We start from the raw sequence: 15,882 nt of genomic DNA on the forward strand, positions 1-15,882 counted from the left end.
CTCAGGCACGCTCGCGTATAAGGCGCTCGGCCTCGGCCAGGCGCTCCTGGGTGCCGACATCGACCCAGTCGCCACGGTAGTGCTCACCGGTCACCTTGCCTGCCGCCATGGCCTGGCGCAGCAGCGGGGCCAGTTTGAAGGCTCCCGCCTGGCAACCTGCGAACAAGGCTGGATGCAGCACTGAGAGGCCGCTGAAGGTCAGGGTGCCAGGGCCGTCGTCACCGTCCACCACCTGCCCACCTTGCAGGCGGAAGTCACCCCGCCCGTGATGGCCAGGGTTATCGACCAGCACCAGGTGCGCCAGGCCCTGCAGCGGTGCCCGCAAGAGCGCGAACGGGTAATCGGTCCAGACATCACCGTTGACCAACAGGAACGGCTCGTTGCCCAGCAAAGGCAACGCCTGGAATATCCCGCCCCCCGTCTCCAGCGGCTCGCCTTCAGGGGAATAGCGAATGCTCAGGCCGAAGCGACTGCCATCGCCAAGGTGATCCTCTATTTGCTGGCCAAGCCAGGCATGGTTGATCACCACTTCGGTGAACCCGGCTGTCGCCAGCGCACGCAGGTGGTACTCGATCAACGGCTGGCCGGCCACGGGCAGCAACGGCTTTGGCGTGTGCAGGGTCAGCGGGCGCATGCGCTCACCTTTGCCAGCGGCGAGGATCATCGCTTTCATGCGCGCACTCCATCCTTGAGTTCGGCGATCAGCTGGCCGAGTTCGGCCAGTTCAGGGCGCCGGCCGATCACTTCGTCTATATAGGCGAAGAACCGCGGCACATCAGTCAGGTAGCGCGGCTTGCCGTCACGGTGGCAAATACGCGCGAAGATGCCGATCACCTTCAGATGGCGCTGTACACCCATCAGGTCGCTGGCGCGCTGGAAATCTTCGAACGCCGGCTGAACCGGGATTGCGGCGGCCTGCGCTTTGTCCCAGTAGTTGCGCAACCAGCCTTCGACTCGCGCTTGTGGCCAACTGAGGAAGGCGTCCTTGAACAGGCAGGTTATGTCATAGGTCACCGGGCCATACACAGCGTCCTGGAAGTCGAGCACGCCGGGGTTAGGCTCGCTCTGCATCAGGTTGCGTGGCATGTAATCGCGGTGCACCAACACCTTCGGCTGGGCAAGGGCGCTGTCGATCAGCAACTGGCTGATGCGCTGCCAACTGGCCTGCTGCGCCTCGTTGAAGGTCAGGCCGAGCTCACGCCCGACATACCACTCGGGGAACAGTTCGACCTCGCGGCGCAGCAAGGCGTCGTCATAGCTGGGCAACGGCGCGTCCATCGGCAGGCGCTGGAACGCCAGCAGGGCGTCGATGGCGTCGGCAAACAATGCATCGGCGTTTTCCGGTTCAATGATGTCGAGGTATGTCTGATGGCCCAGATCCCCCAACAACAGGAAACCACGGTCCAGATCTTCGGCATGAATCACCGGTACATGCACGCCCGCGCTCGCCAGCAAGTGGTCGATGGCAACGAACGGCCTACAGTTTTCCTGGGGTGGCGGCGCATCCATGACCACAAAACTGTGGCCGGCGCCCTGCCAGCGGAAGTAACGGCGGAAGCTCGCATCGCTGCTGGCGGGGGTCAGGCTGCCCTCGGGCACCTCGCCCCAGGCGTTGTTGCGGAAAAGAACATTGAGCTGCTCGGCGAGCCAGACAGTCAGCTGTTGCAGGCGTACATCGTGTTCAGGCATTACAAGGGTCTCCGACGGCCCTAGCCGTCAAGCGGGTCATGCTTTATTATCCAGCATCTTTTTCAGACCATCGAGAGGCGTGCGGCCCCACACGCGGGCAGATGGCACGCAGGAAGCCCGGACTAATAAGATGGCATTGAAATCCCCCGCGTTTCGTAGAAAGTTTCCGTTGCTGGTCACCGGCGGTCTGCTGGCCCTGCAACCTTTTGCCACCTCGTACGTGGTCGCAGCCGAGCAGTTCGACTGCCAAGTGTCCGCCTCCGGTGGTTGGGACTGCAAGCCCAAGAGCCCAGTCAACAACTTGCCACCGCGCCCGGTGCATGACGGCGCTGCGCTCACTTCCGGCACCGAGGCCCCATCGGCCGAGGCCGAAAGTGCTGACAAGCCGGTGCTGGTCACCGAGAGCAAAGGCCGTGGCCTGAAGTCGCGCAGCGAGGATTACAGCCATCTCGATTGGGTCCCGCGCGATAAGCTCACCGCTGCCCAGCTGGCCGAAACCGGTCCGTACTGCGGTGGCGCGTACATCGAGCCGACTCGCCCTGGCATGGCCGACACCACGCCCAAGGACGAATCGCCGACCTACATCAACGCCAAGGTCTCCAAGTACCAGCAAGAGCAGCAGATCGCTACCCTTGCCGGTGACGTGGTCATGCGCCAAGGCAGCATGCAGGCCGAAGCCGATGAGGCCAACCTCTACCAGGCCGAGAACCGTGGCGAGCTCAAGGGCAACGTCAGGATTCGCGACAACGGCTCGCTGGTCGTGGGCGACGAGGCACAGATCCAGCTCGACACGGGCGAAGCCCAGGTCGACAACGCCGAATACGTGATGCACAAGTCGCACATCCGCGGCAACGCCCTCTACGCCAAGCGTAGCGAGAACGCGATCATCCGCCTCAAGGATGGTACCTACACCACGTGTGAACCAGGCAGCAACGCCTGGCAGCTCAAGGGCAACAACATCACCCTGAACCCGGCCACCGGCTTCGGTACCGCGACCAACGTCACCCTGCGGGTCAAAGATTTCCCGGTGTTCTACACACCGTACATCTACTTCCCGATCGACGACCGTCGCCAATCCGGCTTCCTGCCACCGTCGTTCAGCAGCACCAGCGACACCGGCTTCATGCTGGTCACGCCGTACTACTTCAACCTGGCGCCCAACTACGACGCCACGTTGTACCCGCGCTACATGACCAAGCGTGGCTTGCTGATGGAAGGCGAATTCCGCTACCTGACCAAGTCCAGCGAAGGCCAGGTCGGCGGCGCGTACCTGAACGACAAGAACGACGACCGCAAAGACCAGACTGATTACGAAGATCAGCGCTGGATGATCAACTGGCAGCATAGAGGTGGCCTGGACGAGCGCCTGATGACTGAAGTCGATTACACCGACATCAGCGATCCGTTCTACTTCCAGGACCTGGAAACCGATCAGATTGGCGTCCAAAGCAATGATGTGGTCAATCAGCAAGGTGCACTGACCTGGCGTGGCGACAGCTATACCGCTCGACTGAATGCGCAAGCGTACGAGATGGCGACCCTGTCGCAGATCACCCCGTACAACAAGCTGCCACAGATCACAATTGACGGGATGCTGCCGTATCACCCGGGTGGCTTTGATTTCGGCTACCAGACCGAGGCCGTGCGCTTCGATCGTGATCTGAAGGATGACTTTGTCACTGACGAAGATGGCAACCCGGACTTCACCGCCGGCGCAGCAGGTCGACGTCTCGATCAAAACGTCAGCGGCATCGCGCGCGCCAACGGCAACCGCCTGAATTTTGCCCCGGCAATCAGCCTGCCCATGCAAGCCAGCTACGGTTACGTTACGCCAAAGCTGAAGTATGTTTACACCAACTATGACCTTGACCTTGATGGTCAAGGCAAGCAAGAAGCGCTGGCGCAAGCGTCGCAACCAGGATACGGCAGTTACAGCAGCTCCATCAGCCGTGACGTTCCTATCTTCAGTGTTGACAGCGGCTTGTACTTCGACCGCAACACCTCGATGTTCGGCACCAACTATCGCCAGACACTCGAACCGCGCATGTTCTACCTGTACGTTCCTTACAAGGACCAGACGGACATTCCGCTGTTCGATACCAGCGAAACGCTGTTCAACTTCGATTCGCTGTTCCGTGACAACCGCTTCAGCGGCACCGACCGTATCGGTGACGAGAACAAGCTGTCGCTGGGCGTGACCACCCGCTGGATCCAGGACGACGGCTTCGAACGTCAGAACTTCAGCATCGGTCAAGCATTGTACTTCAAGGATCGCAAGGCCCAACTGCCAGGCATCAACTACCGCGATCGCAGTGACGCGCAGTCTGACGTCTCGCCATACGCATTGGTGTACAACTACTACTTCAACCGCGACTGGCGCTTCAATTCGGACTTCAACTGGGACCCGGACAGCCGCACCACCCGTTCTGGCAGCGCGATGTTCCACTACCAGCCTGAAGACAACCCGAACAAGGTGGTCAACCTCGGCTATCGCTACCGCAACGACACCATCGCTTACGATTCCACGACGGGTACCTGGAAAGTGGGTGGCGGTGACTATGGCAACCCAGGCGACCCGAACTACATCAAGGACTATTACAAGATCCAGCAGCACGACTTCTCGGTGATCTGGCCGATCGTGCCGCAATGGAACGTGATCGCCCGCTGGCAGCACGATTACAACCGCAACCGCACCCTGGAAGCCATGGGCGGTTTCGAATATGACAACTGCTGCTGGAAACTGCGCCTGATCAACCGTTACTGGATCGACTACGACGATTTCAGCCAGGCCGCCCCGCAGAACGAAAAAGGCGACCATGGCATCTTCCTGCAAATCGTGCTGAAAGGCCTCGGTGGCGTGGTTGGCAACAAGGTCGAATCTTTCCTCGACCAAGGCATTGAAGGTTACCGTGAACGTGAAGACCAAGCTTATTGATCGTCTGCGCCCAGTGTTGCTGGGCGCTGTATTGCTGAGTGGCGCGGTGCATGCCGCGGTGCAACCCCTGGATCGTGTGGTGGCCATCGTCGACAACGACGTGGTCATGCAAAGCCAGCTGGACCAGCGCGTCCAGGAGGTTCAGCAAACCATCGCCAAGCGCGGCGGCGGCGTGCCGCCGACCAGCGCCCTGCAACAGCAGGTACTGGAGCGCCTGATCGTCGAGAACCTGCAGTTGCAGATCGGTGAACGCTCGGGTATCCGCATCACTGACGAGGAGCTGAACCAGGCCATCGGCACCATTGCCCAGCGCAATGGCATGTCGCTGGACCAGTTCCGCGCCGCGCTGGCCCGCGACGGCCTGTCGTTCGACGACGCCCGTGAGCAGGTCAAACGCGAGATGATCATCAGCCGCGTGCGCCAGCGCCGTGTGGCCGAGCGCATCCAGGTATCCGAACAGGAAGTGAAGAACTTCCTCGCCTCGGACCTGGGCAAGATGCAGATGTCGGAAGAGTACCGCCTGGCCAACATCCTCATCCCAACCCCGGAAGGCGCCAACTCGGACGACATCCAGAAGGCTGCGCGCAAGGTCGGCGACGTGTACCAGCAGCTGCGCCAGGGTGCGGACTTCGGCCAGATGGCGATTGCCAACTCAGGCAGCGAGAACGCCCTTGAAGGTGGCGAGATGGGCTGGCGTAAAGCCGGCCAGTTGCCACCTGAATTTGCCAAGCTGCTCAGCGGCATGGCCACTGGCGACATCACCCAGCCACTGCGCATCCCTAGCGGCTTTCTCATCATCAAGCTCGAAGAGAAGCGCGGCGGCAGCGAAAACGTACTGCGTGACGAAGTGCATGTACGCCACATCCTGATCAAACCGAGCGAAATCCGCAGCGAAGCCGCCACCGAGCAGCTGGCTGAGCGCCTGTACGAACGCATCAAGAACGGCGAAGACTTCGCAGAGCTGGCGAAAAGCTTCTCGGAAGACCCGGGTTCAGCGCTCAACGGCGGCGACCTCAACTGGGTCGACCCGAACAGCCTGGTACCGGAGTTCCGCGAGCAGATGGCCAACGCCCAGCAGGGTGTCGTGACCAAACCGTTCAAGACTCAGTACGGCTGGCATGTCCTGGAAGTGCTGGGCCGTCGTGCCACCGACAGCACCGAACAGGCACGCGAGCAGCAGGCAATGAACGTACTGCGTAACCGCAAGTACGATGAAGAGCTGCAGACCTGGCTGCGCCAGATCCGCGACGAAGCCTACGTTGAAATCAAGCTGCCTGGCGCTGACCAGGCCGCACAGTGAAGCCGCTGCGCTTCGCCGTCACTCCCGGCGAACCGGCCGGCATAGGCCCAGACCTGTGCCTGCTGCTCGCCGCCGAGCCCCAGCCTCACCCCCTGATCGCCATCACCAGCCGTGACCTGCTCGCCGAGCGGGCCACGCGGCTGGGGCTGGCCGTCAACCTGCTGGCAGTAGGGCCGGGCCAATGGCCTGACCAGCCGGCCCCGGCAGGTAGCCTCTACGTCTGGGACACCCCCCTAGCCGCCCCCGTGGTACCGGGCATGCTGGACAAGGCCAATGCGGCGTTTGTCCTGCAGACCCTGACACGAGCCGGGCAAGGCTGCCTTGAAGGGCATTTCGCCGGAATGATCACGGCCCCTGTACACAAGGGCGTGATCAATGAAAGCGGCATCGCCTTTTCCGGCCATACCGAATTCCTGGCAGAACTGACCCACACCGCTCAGGTCGTGATGATGCTGGCGACCCGTGGCCTGCGCGTGGCGCTGGTCACCACGCACCTGCCACTGCGCGACATCGCGGACGCCATCACCCCTGAGCGCCTGGAGCGGGTTACCCGCATCCTGCACGCCGACATGCGCGACAAGTTCGGCATTGCCAACCCACGCATCCTGGTCTGCGGGCTCAACCCGCATGCCGGCGAAGGCGGCCACCTGGGCCGCGAAGAAATCGACATCATCGAACCGGCACTGGCCCGCCTGCGCGCCGAAGGCATGGACCTGCGCGGCCCGCTGCCGGCCGATACCCTGTTTACCCCCAAATATCTGGAGCACTGCGACGCGGTGCTGGCGATGTACCACGACCAAGGCCTGCCTGTACTCAAGTACAAAGGTTTCGGCGCTGCAGTCAACGTGACCCTGGGCCTACCGATCATCCGCACGTCGGTCGATCACGGCACCGCCCTGGACCTTGCCGGTACCGGCAACGTCGACACCGGCAGCCTGCGCGTCGCCCTGGAAACCGCCTACCAGATGGCCGAGAACCGACCATGAACGAGCATTACCAACACCGGGCGCGCAAGCGCTTCGGTCAGAACTTCCTGCATGACGCCGGCATCATCGACCGCATCCTGCGCGCCATCAATGCCAAAGCCGGCGAACACCTGCTGGAGATCGGCCCGGGCCAGGGCGCCCTGACCGAGGGCCTGCTGGGCAGCGGCGCACAGCTGGACGTCGTGGAGCTGGACAAAGACCTGGTGCCGATCCTGCAGCACAAGTTTGCCGGGCGCGACAACTTCCGCCTGCACCAGGGCGATGCCCTGAAGTTCGATTTCAACCAGCTGGGCGTACCGCAGCGCAGCCTCAAAGTCGTAGGTAACCTGCCCTACAACATCTCCACCCCGTTGATTTTCCACCTGCTCAGCCATGCCGGGCTGATTCGCGACATGCACTTCATGCTGCAGAAGGAAGTGGTAGAGCGCATGGCCGCAGGCCCGGGCGGCGGGGACTGGGGTCGGCTATCGATCATGGTGCAGTACCACTGCCGCGTCGAGCACCTGTTCAACGTAGGCCCAGGTGCGTTCAACCCGCCGCCCAAAGTGGACTCGGCCATCGTCCGCCTGGTACCGCACGAGGTGCTTCCGCACCCGGCCAAGGACCACCTGCTGCTGGAACGGGTCGTGCGCGAAGCGTTCAACCAGCGCCGCAAGACGCTGCGCAATACCCTCAAAGGCCTGCTCGACAGCCAGGCTATCGAGGCCGCTGGCGTGGATGGCAGCCTGCGCCCTGAGCAGCTGGACCTGGCTGCATTCGTGCGCCTGGCAGATCAGTTGGCAGATCAGCAAGCCTGACAACGCAGCACGGCGTCTTCGCGGTCAACTTGCGAAGACGCCGCCCCACCGCAAGGTTTTGAAGCCCACTCCCTCCCCGACACCACTGGCCCTCCCCCCCGCCAATGGCCTAGACTGCATGTATCGCCGTATTCGCTTGTTTGCCCAAGGCCCATGCATGTCCGATCCCCGTTACCAGATCGACGTCAGCGTCGTGACCCGCTACCTGAAAGACCAATCCGACCCCGAAAGCGATCGCTTTGCGTTCGCATACACCATCACCGTGCAGAACAATGGCTCGATCAAAGCCAAGCTCATGTCTCGACACTGGCTCATCACCAACGGTGATGGCGAAGTGGAGGAAGTCCGCGGCGCAGGTGTGATCGGCCAACAACCGACCATCGAACCCGGCCAGAGCCACACCTACAGCAGTGGCGCAGTGATCAGCACCCGCGTGGGCACCATGCAGGGCAGCTACCAGATGTTCGCCGAGGACGGTAAACGCTTCGAGGCCGATATCGCCCCCTTCCGCCTCGCGGTACCCGGGGCCCTGCACTGATGGCTACCTATGCCGTCGGTGACCTGCAAGGCTGCCTTCAACCCCTCAAGTGCCTGCTGGAGCGCGTCAAGTTCGACCCGGCCGTCGATCGCCTGTGGCTGGTCGGTGACCTGGTCAACCGCGGGCCTGAATCGCTACAGACCCTGCGCTACCTCTACTCGATCCGCCAATCGCTGACCTGTGTGCTGGGCAACCATGACCTGCACCTGCTGGCGGCATGGCAAAATGTCGAACGCCTGAAGAAAAGCGATACCCTGCGCGAAATCATCGAAGCACCCGACGCCGACCAACTGCTCGACTGGCTGCGCCAACAGAAGCTGCTCCACTACGACGAGCCGCGCGGCATTGCCTTGGTGCACGCCGGCATCCCGCCCCAGTGGACACTGGGCAAAGCCCTGGAACTGGCGGGCGAAGTCGAAGAGGTGCTGCGCGACGACGAGCGCATGAAGCTGTACCTCGATGGCATGTACGGCAACGAACCGAACAAGTGGAGCAAGAACCTCAGCGGCGTAGAGCGCCTTCGGGTGATCACCAACTACCTGACGCGCATGCGCTTCTGCACGGGCACAGGCAAACTCGACCTCAAGAGCAAGGAAGGGCTGGGCGCGGCACCGAAGGGTTACAAGCCTTGGTTCGCGCACAAGGACCGCCGCTCACGGCATGTGAAGATCATCTTTGGCCACTGGGCCGCACTCGAAGGGCGTGTCGACGAGCCCGGCATCATTGCCCTCGATACCGGCTGCGTCTGGGGTGGCACCATGACCCTCTACAATGTCGACAGCGGTGAATACCTGCGCTGCGACTGCGCCGACGACGGCAACCTGCGCCAGCCGGCACAACCGACTAAACTCAACGACCAGCCCTGAAGGAAAGCCTTACCCATGAGCGAATTCAAACGCATCCCTCCCGAGCAGGCCCTGGCCTTGCGCGCACAAGGTGCAGTCGTCGTCGACATTCGCGACCCGCAGGCCTATGCCGCCGGCCACATCGCCGGGGCCAGGCACCTGGATAACCATTCGGTCGCCGACTTCATCCGCAATGCCGACCTGGATGCCCCGACCCTGGTGGTCTGCTACCACGGCAACTCCAGCCAGAGCGCGGCCGCGTACCTGGTCGGGCAAGGTTTTTCCGACGTCTACAGCATCGATGGCGGCTTCGAGCTGTGGCGCGCCACCTACCCCGACCACACCGCGCAAGGCACCCCTGAATAATTTTTTAATTTCACTCCAGCCCGCGCCCCACGCGGGCTTGCGCCTCACCTGACGAACGGTCGCCGACAACTTCTGCGCCGCTTGCCCTTGACCTTGCGGATAACCAACTATTCTTAAGCGCAGGCCATCCAAAAAAGGGGAGAGCCGGTACACCGGCGTGCGGGTCATCGGTAGCGTTACAGGGTGTTCTGGGGGGTATACAGCAATCGGCAAGCCCGGTTGCATGCCAGCATCGGCTGACTGATCCGGCGTCGTCTCCACGTATCGAGCGAGGTGACGTCATGAGTATTTTTAGCCACTTCCAACAACGTTTCGAGTCTACGCGCCAGGAAGAACTCTCGCTGCAGGAGTACCTCGAGCTGTGCAAAGAGGATCGCAGTGCCTACGCATCGGCGGCTGAACGGCTGTTGCTGGCCATCGGCGAGCCGGAACTGATCGACACCTCAAGCAACTCCAGACTGTCGCGAATCTTCTCCAACAAGGTGATCCGCCGGTATCCGGCCTTTGCCGACTTCCACGGCATGGAAGAGTGCATCGACCAGATCGTTTCCTACTTCCGCCACGCCGCTCAAGGCCTGGAAGAGAAGAAACAGATCCTCTATCTGCTGGGCCCGGTAGGTGGCGGTAAATCGTCGCTGGCCGAAAAACTCAAGCAGCTGATGGAAAAAGTCCCTTTCTACGCGATCAAGGACTCGCCCGTTTTCGAGTCGCCGCTGGGCTTGTTCAACGCCACTGAAGATGGCGCCATTCTCGAAGAAGAATACGGCATCTCGCGGCGCTACCTGAACACCATCATGTCGCCATGGGCCACCAAGCGCCTGCAGGAGTTCGGTGGCGATATCAGCAAGTTCCGGGTGGTCAAGCTCTACCCCTCGATACTCAACCAGATCGCGATCGCCAAGACCGAACCCGGCGACGAAAACAACCAGGACATCTCGGCCCTGGTCGGCAAGGTGGATATCCGCAAGCTCGAGGAATTCCCGCAGAACGATGCCGACGCCTACAGCTACTCGGGTGCGTTGTGCCGGGCCAACCAGGGCCTGATGGAATTCGTCGAGATGTTCAAGGCGCCCATCAAAGTCCTGCACCCACTGCTGACCGCCACCCAGGAAGGCAACTACAACAGTACCGAAGGCCTGGGCGCGATCCCTTATTCAGGGATCCTGCTGGCCCACTCCAACGAATCGGAGTGGCACACCTTCCGCAACAACAAGAACAATGAGGCGTTCATCGACCGGATCTACATCGTCAAGGTGCCGTACTGCCTGCGCGTGAGCGACGAGATCAAGATCTACGACAAGCTGCTGGTCAACAGTTCGCTGGCCAAGGCCCATTGCGCACCCGATACGCTCAAGATGCTCGCTCAGTTCACCGTACTCTCACGCCTCAAAGAGCCGGAGAACTCCAACATCTACTCCAAGATGCGGGTCTACGATGGCGAAAACCTCAAGGATACCGACCCCAAAGCCAAGTCGATCCAGGAGTACCGCGATTCAGCGGGTGTCGATGAAGGCATGAACGGCCTGTCCACCCGTTTCGCCTTCAAGATCCTCTCCAAGGTGTTCAACTTCGACCCGCACGAAGTGGCGGCCAACCCGGTGCACCTGCTCTATGTGCTGGAACAGCAGATCGAACAGGAGCAGTTCCCAGCTGAAGTGCGCGAACGCTACCTGCGCTACCTGAAGGAATACCTGGCGCCCCGCTACATCGAGTTCATCGGCAAAGAAATCCAGACCGCCTACCTGGAGTCCTACAGCGAATACGGTCAGAACATCTTCGACCGCTACGTGCTGTACGCCGATTTCTGGATCCAGGATCAGGAATACCGCGATCCGGAAACGGGCGAAATCCTCAACCGCATTGCCCTGAACGAAGAGCTGGAAAAGATCGAAAAACCGGCCGGCATCAGCAATCCGAAGGATTTCCGCAACGAAATCGTCAACTTCGTACTGCGTGCCCGTGCCAATAACAACGGCAAGAATCCTAGCTGGCTCAGCTACGAGAAGCTGCGGGTGGTGATCGAGAAGAAAATGTTCTCCAACACCGAGGACCTGCTGCCGGTCATCAGTTTCAACGCCAAGGCCAGCAAAGAAGATCAACAGAAACACAACGACTTCGTCACGCGGATGGTGGAGCGTGGCTACACCGACAAACAGGTACGCCTGCTGTCGGAATGGTACCTGCGGGTCAGGAAATCGCAATAAAGCGGCAAGCTGCCCCTGCAGCAAGCTCCAAGCCGCCAGCGGCACGCTGCAAGCTGTCCGATGCTCGGTTGAACCCCGACGCTACAGCTTGCAGCCACGCTGGCTGCTCTTTCTTGAAGCTTGTGGCTTGAAGCTTGTGGCTTGCAGTTGCAGCTGCATCCAGTCACCGGAGGGACCATGAGCTACGTTATCGACCGACGCCTGAACGGCAAGAACAAAAGCACGGTCAATCGCCAGCGTTTCTTGCGGCGTTACCGTGAACACATCAAGAAAGCCGTCGAAGAGGCCGTAAGCCGTCGCTCCATCATGGACATGGAACACGGCGAGCAGATCAGCATCCCGGGACGCGACATCGACGAACCGGTGCTGCACCATGGCCGCGGCGGCAAGCAGACCATCGTGCATCCGGGCAACAAGGAATTCACCGCAGGCGAACATATCGCCCGGCCTCAGGGCGGGGGCGGTGGTGGTGGCCGCGGCAAAGCAGGCAACTCCGGCGAGGGCATGGATGACTTCGTATTCCAGATCACCCAGGAAGAGTTCCTCGAATTCATGTTCGAAGACCTCGAACTGCCCAACCTGGTCAAACGTCACCTGACAGGTGCCGACACCTTCAAGACTGTGCGCGCCGGTATCGCCAACGAAGGCAACCCGTCGCGCATCAACATCGTGCGCACCCTGCGCTCGGCCCATGCACGGCGTATCGCCTTGACCGGCAGCAGCCGTGCACTGCTTCGCGAGGCGCAGAAGGAACTGGCCCGTTTGAAGGTCGAGGAGCCGGACAACTTCACCGATATCCAGGAGGTCGAGCAAGAGATCGAGCGGCTCAAAGCCCGCATCAACCGCCTGCCGTTCCTCGACACCTTCGACCTCAAGTACAACCTGCTGGTCAAGCAGCCCAACCCCAGCTCCAAGGCCGTGATGTTCTGCCTGATGGACGTGTCCGGCTCGATGACCCAGGCCACCAAGGACATCGCCAAGCGGTTCTTCATCCTGTTGTACCTGTTCCTCAAGCGCAACTATGACCGCATCGAGGTGGTGTTCATCCGCCACCACACCAGCGCCCGCGAAGTGGACGAAGAAGAGTTCTTCTATTCCCGCGAGACCGGCGGCACCATCGTTTCCAGTGCACTGAAGATGATGCAGGAGATCATGGCCGAGCGTTACCCCGCCAGCGACTGGAACATCTATGCCGCTCAGGCGTCCGACGGCGACAACTGGAACGACGATTCGCCCATTTGCCGTGAGATCCTCTCCAAACAGATCATGCCGCATGTGCAGTACTACACTTACGTGGAGATCACCCCCCGCGAGCATCAGGCGCTGTGGTACGAATACGAGCGTATCGGCGAAGCTTTCCCCGATACGTTCGCCCAGCAGCAGTTGGTTTCGGCCGGTGACATTTACCCGGTCTTCCGTGAACTCTTCCAGCGCAGGTTAGCCACATGACCGCCAGAGCACAGAGACGCCAACCCATTTCCACCGGGTCCGAGTGGACGTTCGAGCTGATCCAGACCTACGATCGGGAAATCAGCCGTCTGGCCGAACGTTATGCCCTGGACACCTACCCCAATCAGATCGAAGTGATCACGGCCGAGCAGATGATGGACGCGTATGCATCCGTCGGCATGCCGCTGGGCTATCACCACTGGTCCTACGGTAAACAGTTTCTCAGCACCGAGAAGTCCTACAGCCGTGGCCAGATGGGCCTGGCATACGAAATCGTGATCAACTCCGACCCGTGCATCGCCTACCTGATGGAAGAAAACACCATGTGCATGCAGGCACTGGTGATCGCCCACGCCTGCTATGGCCATAACAGCTTCTTCAAAGGCAACTACCTGTTCCGCACATGGACCGATGCCAGTTCGATCATCGACTACCTGGTGTTCGCCAAGCAGTACATCGCCCAATGCGAAGAGCGCCACGGCATCGATGCTGTCGAGGACCTGATCGACTCCTGCCACGCCTTGATGAACTACGGCGTGGACCGCTACAAACGCCCCTACCCGATCTCCGCCGAAGAGGAGCGGCGCCGCCAGAAGGAGCGCGAGGAGCACCTGCAACGCCAGATCAACGACCTGTGGCGCACCATTCCCAAAGGCGCGGAAAAAGGCGGCGAGCGTGATGATGCACGCTTCCCCGCCGAACCCCAGGAAAACATCCTTTATTTCATCGAAAAACACGCACCCTTGCTCGAGCCCTGGCAGCGCGAAGTGGTGCGTATCGTGCGCAAGATCGCGCAGTACTTCTACCCGCAACGCCAGACCCAGGTCATGAACGAAGGCTGGGCGACCTTCTGGCACTACACCCTGATGAACGACCTGTACGACGAAGGCCTGGTCACCGACGGTTTCATCATGGAATTTCTTCAGTCGCACACCAGCGTGGTGTTCCAGCCCGGCTTCGACAGCCCCTACTACAGCGGCATAAACCCTTATGCCCTGGGCTTCGCCATGTACACCGACATCCGCCGCATGTGCGAAAACCCTACCGAGGAAGATCGACGCTGGTTCCCCGACATTGCCGGCAGTGACTGGTTGTCGACCATCAAGTTCGCCATGAGCAGCTTCAAGGACGAGAGTTTCATCCTGCAATACCTGTCTCCCAAGGTGATCCGCGACCTCAAGCTGTTCAGCATCCTGGATGACGACCAGCGCGACGACCTGCTGGTGCCGGCGATCCATGACGAAGCCGGCTACCGGGCCATACGCGAGCAACTCGCAGCCCAGTACAACCTGGGCAACCGCGAACCCAACGTACAGATCTGGAGCATCGACCGTCGTGGCGACCGGTCCCTGACCTTGCGCCACCAGCAGCACAACCGCAAACCGCTGGGTGATTCCACCGATGAGGTGCTCAAGCACCTGCACCGCCTCTGGGGCTTCGATATCCACCTGGAAACCGTGCAAGGCGATCAGGTGGTCAAGACCCACCACATGCCACCGCGGGGCGAGCACGGCGAAGCCGGCGACTATGGCCGAATGGACCTGGCCGTCATCCACCACCTCTAGCCTGCACCCCACCCTTGCTGCCGACAGGTTATCCTGTGGGCAGTAATGGAGGCTGCACATGCAAATCTACAAAGTCGGCGGCGCCGTGCGCGACCGCCTGCTCGGGCTCCCCGTCAGTGACATCGATTGGCTGGTCGTGGGTACCAGCGTCGAAGAAATGCACGCCAAGGGCTTTCGCCCAGTCGGCGCTGATTTCCCGGTTTTCCTGCACCCCAAGACGGGCGAGGAATATGCCTTGGCGCGCACAGAGCGCAAGAGCGGGCGCGGCTATGGCGGTTTTACCTTCCATGCCAGCCCCGAGGTGACCCTTGAGGAAGACCTGATCCGGCGTGACCTCACCATCAACGCCATGGCCGAGGATGATCAGGGACAGGTGCTGGACCCCTTTAACGGCCAAGCCGATCTTGAGCAGCGCATTTTACGCCACGTGTCTCCGGCATTCGCCGAAGACCCCTTGCGCGTGCTGCGTGTTGCCCGCTTCGCCGCACGCTATGCCCCGTTGGGGTTCAGGGTCGCCGATGAAACACTGGAGCTGATGAAGCAGATCGCGAGTTCTGGCGAACTGCAGGCGCTCACGGCTGAACGCAGCTGGAAAGAGATCGAGCGCGCGCTGATGGAAGACGAGCCACAGGTGTTCATCAACGTGCTGCGCGACTGCACAGCCCTTGAACGACTGATGCCTGAGCTTGAGGGAGGTGCGGCTTCGCTGGCTGCCTTGACGCAAGCAGCCAAACACCATCAGCCACTGCATATTCGCTGGGCCTGCCTGCTGCATGACCTGAGCACAACTGCAATCAAGGCACTGAACCAACGCTTCAAGGCGCCGCGTGAATGCCAGGAGATGGCCATGCTGGTGAGCGAATGCGCCAGTCTCGGCCACAAGGCCTTGGAGCTCGACCCTGAAGCGATGTTGGCGCTACTTCAGAAGTTCGACGTGTATCGGCGGCCACAGCGCTTCGAGGATTTCATTGCCGTGTGCCAGATGGTTGCACACGCGAACGCAGAGGCTTATCCACAGGCGGATTACCTGCGCGCCGCGGCAGCGGCGGCCAGAGCGGTAGAAGCGAAGCCGCTGGTAGAAGCAGGGCTGACCGGGCAGGCATTGGGAGAGGCGCTGAGGCACAAGCGCCTGGAGGCACTGAAAGCCTACAAGACCACGGCCGTAAACTGATCGCTCAGTGGCTCGTACTTACCCACGTAGGGTCAGT

13 protein-coding genes are annotated in these 15,882 nt (G+C 61.0%); 11 read left to right on the forward strand and 2 right to left on the reverse strand.

The annotated features are described in order from the left end of the window. Position 1 precedes the first annotated feature (1 nt). Positions 2 to 673 carry an N-acetylmuramate alpha-1-phosphate uridylyltransferase MurU gene (gene murU, locus ABRP30_RS25735; RefSeq protein ID WP_267819210.1) on the reverse strand — a complete coding sequence of 224 codons (672 nt, stop codon included), beginning with the start codon at positions 671 to 673 and terminating at the stop codon, positions 2 to 4. Then, entirely contained in the window at positions 670 to 1,689 is a 1,020-nt protein-coding gene (locus ABRP30_RS25740; protein ID WP_267819212.1) for an aminoglycoside phosphotransferase family protein, read from the reverse strand. The genes murU and ABRP30_RS25740 overlap by 4 nt, the downstream gene beginning before the upstream one ends. A gap of 130 nt (positions 1,690 to 1,819) precedes the next feature. Between ABRP30_RS25740 and ABRP30_RS25745 the strand changes: the two genes are divergently transcribed. The 11 genes from ABRP30_RS25745 (at position 1,820) to ABRP30_RS25795 (ending at position 15,845) form a co-directional block, all read left to right on the forward strand. Further along, a complete protein-coding gene (locus tag ABRP30_RS25745) occupies positions 1,820 to 4,624 on the forward strand; it encodes an LPS-assembly protein LptD (protein WP_267819214.1) in 2,805 nt (934 codons plus the stop codon). Continuing rightward, positions 4,599 to 5,924 carry a peptidylprolyl isomerase SurA gene (gene surA, locus ABRP30_RS25750; RefSeq protein ID WP_241807069.1) on the forward strand — a complete coding sequence of 442 codons (1,326 nt, stop codon included), beginning with the start codon at positions 4,599 to 4,601 and terminating at the stop codon, positions 5,922 to 5,924. Before ABRP30_RS25745 ends, surA begins: the two co-directional genes overlap by 26 nt. Beyond that, positions 5,921 to 6,910: a 4-hydroxythreonine-4-phosphate dehydrogenase PdxA gene (gene pdxA, locus ABRP30_RS25755; RefSeq protein WP_267819217.1), complete on the forward strand. Its 990-nt coding sequence runs from the start codon at positions 5,921 to 5,923 to the stop codon at positions 6,908 to 6,910. Before surA ends, pdxA begins: the two co-directional genes overlap by 4 nt. Beyond that, entirely contained in the window at positions 6,907 to 7,707 is an 801-nt protein-coding gene (gene rsmA / locus ABRP30_RS25760) for a 16S rRNA (adenine(1518)-N(6)/adenine(1519)-N(6))-dimethyltransferase RsmA (protein ID WP_241807067.1), read from the forward strand. Before pdxA ends, rsmA begins: the two co-directional genes overlap by 4 nt. A 157-nt stretch (positions 7,708 to 7,864) precedes the next feature. Next, on the forward strand, positions 7,865 to 8,245 hold the full coding sequence (apaG, locus tag ABRP30_RS25765; RefSeq protein WP_012316563.1) for a Co2+/Mg2+ efflux protein ApaG: 381 nt from the start codon (positions 7,865 to 7,867) through the stop codon (positions 8,243 to 8,245). Beyond that, positions 8,245 to 9,111, forward strand: a complete 867-nt coding sequence (locus ABRP30_RS25770) for a symmetrical bis(5'-nucleosyl)-tetraphosphatase (protein ID WP_241807066.1) — start codon at positions 8,245 to 8,247, stop codon at positions 9,109 to 9,111. Before apaG ends, ABRP30_RS25770 begins: the two co-directional genes overlap by 1 nt. 15 nt (positions 9,112 to 9,126) lie before the next feature. Further along, positions 9,127 to 9,456: a thiosulfate sulfurtransferase GlpE gene (gene glpE / locus ABRP30_RS25775; protein ID WP_241807065.1), complete on the forward strand. Its 330-nt coding sequence runs from the start codon at positions 9,127 to 9,129 to the stop codon at positions 9,454 to 9,456. Between the two features lie 281 nt (positions 9,457 to 9,737). Next, entirely contained in the window at positions 9,738 to 11,660 is a 1,923-nt protein-coding gene (locus ABRP30_RS25780) for a PrkA family serine protein kinase (protein WP_012316566.1), read from the forward strand. Positions 11,661 to 11,837: 177 nt separating this feature from the next. Further along, entirely contained in the window at positions 11,838 to 13,109 is a 1,272-nt protein-coding gene (locus ABRP30_RS25785) for a YeaH/YhbH family protein (protein WP_012316567.1), read from the forward strand. Next, positions 13,106 to 14,674, forward strand: a complete 1,569-nt coding sequence (locus ABRP30_RS25790) for a SpoVR family protein (protein WP_241807064.1) — start codon at positions 13,106 to 13,108, stop codon at positions 14,672 to 14,674. Before ABRP30_RS25785 ends, ABRP30_RS25790 begins: the two co-directional genes overlap by 4 nt. A 58-nt stretch (positions 14,675 to 14,732) precedes the next feature. Then, positions 14,733 to 15,845 carry a multifunctional CCA addition/repair protein gene (locus tag ABRP30_RS25795; protein WP_267819223.1) on the forward strand — a complete coding sequence of 371 codons (1,113 nt, stop codon included), beginning with the start codon at positions 14,733 to 14,735 and terminating at the stop codon, positions 15,843 to 15,845. Positions 15,846 to 15,882: the final 37 nt, after the last annotated feature.

The sequence above is a fragment of the Pseudomonas sp. WHRI 8519 genome (assembly GCF_040224055.2).
Lineage (GTDB): Bacteria > Pseudomonadota > Gammaproteobacteria > Pseudomonadales > Pseudomonadaceae > Aquipseudomonas > Aquipseudomonas putida_X.